This window comes from Micropruina sp., assembly GCF_027492755.1.
GTDB lineage: Bacteria > Actinomycetota > Actinomycetes > Propionibacteriales > Propionibacteriaceae > Micropruina.
Genome location: NZ_JAPUED010000038.1, coordinates 21,171 through 25,904 on the forward strand (window position 1 = coordinate 21,171; position 4,734 = coordinate 25,904).

3 protein-coding genes are annotated in these 4,734 nt (G+C 71.4%); all 3 read left to right on the plus strand.

From position 1 onward, the window contains the following. Window positions 1-41: 41 nt before the first annotated feature. Window positions 42-1,616, plus strand: a complete 1,575-nt coding sequence (gene mptB, locus Q0066_RS02575; RefSeq protein WP_298129759.1) for a polyprenol phosphomannose-dependent alpha 1,6 mannosyltransferase MptB — start codon at window positions 42-44, stop codon at window positions 1,614-1,616. Between the two features lie 47 nt (window positions 1,617-1,663). Further along, on the plus strand, window positions 1,664-2,401 hold the full coding sequence (locus tag Q0066_RS02580; RefSeq protein ID WP_298129761.1) for a hypothetical protein: 738 nt from the start codon (window positions 1,664-1,666) through the stop codon (window positions 2,399-2,401). A 128-nt stretch (window positions 2,402-2,529) separates the two neighbouring features. Beyond that, window positions 2,530-4,734 (plus strand): prephenate dehydratase domain-containing protein (locus Q0066_RS02585; protein WP_298129763.1); only part of this gene is annotated, 2,205 nt, incomplete at its 3' end.

Genomic DNA, 4,734 nt, shown 5'->3' on the forward strand with positions numbered 1-4,734 from the left:
GCCCGATATCCTCGGCGGTGCCGTCTACCCCGAGGAGTCCCATGTCGAGCGCGCTGGTTACTCGTGCTCGCGCGGTCCTCGACCAGGAGTGGACGAAGAACTCCCGGCTCGGTCTGCGGCTGATCGTCGCCGCCACCATCGTGACCATCGTGATCGCCTTCATGGGTCCGTCGGCGGTTGCGCTGCGGCTCGGTCCGCGCAGCTCGCTGATGCCGCCCTGGTACCTGCCGGCGGGCATCGTCAGCCTCAACGAGTGGGTGGCGGTGCTGTCGCTGTGGATCGCCCTCATCGCAGGCTCGATCGGGTTGTGGATCTGCTATCGCGCCGTCGACACCGGCTGGCGGCCGAACATCCATCGGCTCTTCGTGCTGGGCGCGGTGCTCTGCCTGGTCACCTCGCTGGTACCGCCGCTGACTTCGGCCGATGTGCTGATGTACGCCGCCTACGGACGGCTGATGGTGCTGGGCTGGAACCCCTACGACATCACCCCGGCGAACATCGTCCGGCAGGAGTTCGATCCGGTGATGCGCTGGATGGAGGCGCCCTGGCAGGACACCCCCTCGGTGTACGGCCCGATCGCCTCGTTCAGCCAGTGGCTGGCCGCCACCCTGGGCGGCGAAAGCATGCACCAGGTGGTGTTCTGGCTGCAGATGTTCGCGGTGCTGCCGTTCCTGGTGGTGGCTTTCATCGCGGTGAAGATGGCGCACGGCGACCCGGCCTTCCAGACCCGCGCGGTGCTGTTCACCATTCTCAACCCGATCATGATCTGGTCGATCTGCGCGCAGGCCCACAACGAGCCGCTGACGCTGGTGTTCGCCGTCGCCGGACTGTGGTTCATGCGGCGCAACGCCTGGCTGGCCGGCGTCGGGATCGGCCTGGCCGGCTGCGTCAAGGTGTCGCTGGTCTACTACGGGTTGGCGATGGTGTGGGGCTACCGGCATCAGCCGCGCAAGCTGATCCAGTTGTGTGTGGCGGCCGCGGTCACCATCGGGCTCGGTTACGGACTGTTCGCCCCCGAGGCGTTGTTCGCGGCCGGCCGGAACACCTCGTACGTGTCGGCCGGCTCCTGGGCGGAGTGGCTGCTCGGTCTCGGCGTCGTCACGGTCGGCGACGGCATCACCCGCCGGGTGATCAGCGTGCTCGGCATGGCCGGCATGGTGGCGGTCGGGTGGATGCTGTCCCGGGTGCTGCCCTGGGAGACCGCCCCGGGCGCCCCGGCGGGAACCGATCCGAGGCGTGATCCGTTGACCATCGCGGTCCGGACGGCGGCGCTGCTGACCGCCGCGTGGCTGATCACCTCGCCGTACACGCTGAGCTGGTACGACCTGATCACCTGGGTGCCGTTGGCGCTGATGGCGGCCAACCGGCTCGATGTGATCACCATGTGGCGCGGCACCTGGCTGTCGCTGGCCTACGTCACCGGCCGGGTGATCGAGTTCGGGCCCGGCGTGGTGATCGCCGGTTTCGCGATGCGCGATGTGCTGTGCACCGCCGCCCAGATCGTGGCCATCATCTGGGTGATCTGGTGGTGGCGTTCCGAGGGCGGCGAGATGCCCCGGATGAGCCTGCTGCGGGACGGCTGGCGCCGGTTCCGCGGTCGTCCGGCGACACCCTGACGGATCGAGCGCCGAGCTCTGACCAGGCGCCTGGTTACACTCCCCGGGTGAGTGGCACGGAGGTCGGACGGCGACGCAGCGTCGCCATTCGTGCCCTGGTCACCGTGGCGGTGACCGCGCTCGTGGTCACCGTTGCGTTGGCCGTGGTGGGCGCCGTCCGAGGGCCAGTGCTACCGGCGCCGACGGTGCCCGCACCCACTGTCGGACCGGCTTCGATCCTGCCCAGCCAGCCTGTGCACCGGGTCAGCGTCGATCCGCTGAGCCGCACACTGACGGTCGAGCCGTACCTGAGTGGGCAAATGCCCGGCAAGCCGTTCGATGTCGCCGACCCGACCTCGACCACCGGCCTGTTCACCGAGGCGACGCTGATCGCGTGGGCCGCTGACCCGGGCTGGAAGCAGAACCAGAACCTGCCGGTGGGTCTGATCGTCGCCGACCTCGAGCCGCGCACCGTGGTCGTCGGTGACCTGGACGCCACCGGACGGGGTGTCCTCGCCGAGGTCGGGGCCCGCGTCTACCGCTCGCTGACCGATCTGCGGGTCAGTGACGTCCGCAGCGACCCGGAGACGGCGATCGGGCCGTATCCGGCACGTTGGGCGCACGCCACGGTGACCGGCACGCTGTCGGACGGCGCCGCCGAACGGGTCGAGTTGTCGATGCTGGTGGTGGCGCTGCCGAACGGACGCCACTTCGCGCTGGTCGAGTTGCGACCCGACCATCCCGGTGCGGCCGCCCAGTTCCCGGCGCTGGATCGCGCCGTGGCGTCCGTCGTCGCGGTCGGCTGAGCGGGGGGCCGGTCATAACCGCCGCTGGTTGAGCTGTCGAAACCCCTTGCCAGCGCGCGCACGTCCAGGGTCTCGACAAGCTCGACCAACGAAAGGCGGCACCGAGGGGTTCCGCTTACACTGACCCGGTGACCCAGTCAGCGCAGCCCGGCGAACCTTCTCGGCTGCTCGTCGTCGGCGCCGCCGCAGGCATGGGGCGCTGGCTCTCCGACCACCTGTTCGCCGACCTGCCCTGGCAGCAGGTCGTGCTCGTCGACACCGCCGCCTCCGCGCAACTGCTCGAGGGGGCGGTCCACGCCTACAGCGCGACGCCGGTGCGCACCGGCACCCTCGACGAGGTCGCGTCCGAACTGGGCGCCGCGGGCTTCATCATCTGCCTCGCCGTTCCGGACGGCGCCGCCGCCGGGGTGCTCGCCGACGTGGACGCCCTGCTGCCGGCCGATGCGCCGATCATCATGGTCGGCGCGAGCTTCAGCTGGACGATGGACCTGCTGGCCGCCGTCCCCGACCGGACGGCCGTCGCGCTGCACCCGCTGATGGACACCGCGGCCCGTTCGCTGGACGGCCAGACGGTGTGCGCCACCGAGGTGCGCGGGGTGGCGACCGGTTGGCTGGCCGAGGCGATCACCAGCCGCGGCGGCATCTACACGGTGCTGTCGCCCGAGCGGCACGACCGGATCATGACCTACGTGCTGGCGCTCACCCACCAGGCGCTGCTCGGCTTCGTCACCGCCGTCGCCGAGAGCGGACTCGACCTGGCCGATGAGCTGTGGGCCGCCCGGACGCCGCTGTTCGAGGCGCTGCTCGGGCTGGCGGTGAGCCTGCTGGAAGAGAACCAGGAACTCACCCTGGCGCACATCCAGGCCAGCGTCGACGGCGAAACCGCCGCCGCCGAACTGGCTGCCGCGGTGGCGTCGGTGAGCGCGTCCGCGACCTCCCGCGACGACCTGGTGGCCCGGATCACCGCGACCCGGGACCGGTTCAGCGGTGCCTTGTTCGACACCGTCCGCAACACCGCCGCCGCGACCCTGACCGCAGGCCAGTCGAAGCGGGCCACCCTGGCCCGGGTGCGCCGGCTGGGCGGGTTGGTCGGTCTGTACCCGACCGGACGCCCCGACAAGCTGCGGGTCGGACGGCTGGTCGACCTGACCCCGGTGCACCTGGTGCTGGAGGAGTTGCTGATCGGCCCGCGGGGCGAGGCCGCGCTGCTGCTCGGACCGGGCGTCCGCAACGCCAAACGGCTCGGACGCCGCGGCAAGGCCGTCCGGACCCGGTTCGGCATCGGGCATGTCGAGGTGCTCTCGGACGCCGAACTCGAGGTCGCCCTCGACTCGTGGCTGGCCCACCTGCGCCGCGACATCCGCTTCCTGGTGCCCGAATCGGTGGCCGGCGACGGGGTCGCCTCGGTGGTGCGCGAACAGCGCGGGGTGGGCGCCGCCTACCTGGTTTCCGAGGCGGTCCGGACCGGTCAGCGGGCGGTGGTGATCCGCACCGAGATCCGTGCCGACCTCGACCTGGACGAGACCATCGAGCGACTCCGCCGGGCCGTCGAGGTCGCCTACGCCTGGCCGCACGGGGTGGCCCGGCCGCTGCGCGAAACCCGTCCCGAGCTGCGCTATCTGGGCCCGCCCGGCACCTTCTCCGAGAACGCTGCCCGGCAGTTCGCGGTGGGCCTGGCCGGGGCCGGCGAGCACGACGTCCGGATCGAGGCGGTGGACTCCTTCGACGACGTGCTGGAGGCGACCCGGGCCGGCGGCCTCGGCGTGCTGCCGATCACCAGCTCGGCGTCCGGCCTGGTCACCCGCTCGACCAAGGCGCTGTTGGCCTCCGATGTGCCGGTGGTGGCCGGTGGGGTGGTGGACGTCGCCGTCCGGTTCGATGCGTATGCGGCTGCCCCTGTCGCCTTGTCCGAACTGCGCGGCGCACCGGTGTTCAGCCATCCGCAGGCGCTGGCCCAGTGCACCAGCTTCGTCCGACGCTGGGGTCTGGATCCGCGTCCGTGCGCCTCGACCGCGGACGCCCTGGGCCAGCTGCTCACCGCCGGCGGTCCGGCGATCGCGCTGGCCTCGTCAGGCGCCGAGGCGGATCACCCGTTCGTCCATGTGGTCGAGCGCGAGATCGACGACCTCTCCGGTTCGATCACCCGGTTCCTCATCGTCGGTCAGCCCGGCGCCTTCGACGAGCATCGCGACGGCTCCGACCCGACCCTGCGCGGCATCGTGCTCGCCCCGTCGGTGGCCTCGATCGCCTCCCTGGTCGGACGCGGCCCCGGCTTCGACGAGCTGCTCACCGACGCCGACGGCCACTGCCTGTGGGTGACCAGCCACCCGGTC

Excerpts from the sequence above, each read along its gene's own strand:
- mptB (WP_298129759.1), top strand. The coding sequence starts at position 42 with ATGTCGAGCGCGCTGGTTACTCGTGCTCGCGCGGTCCTCGACCAGGAG.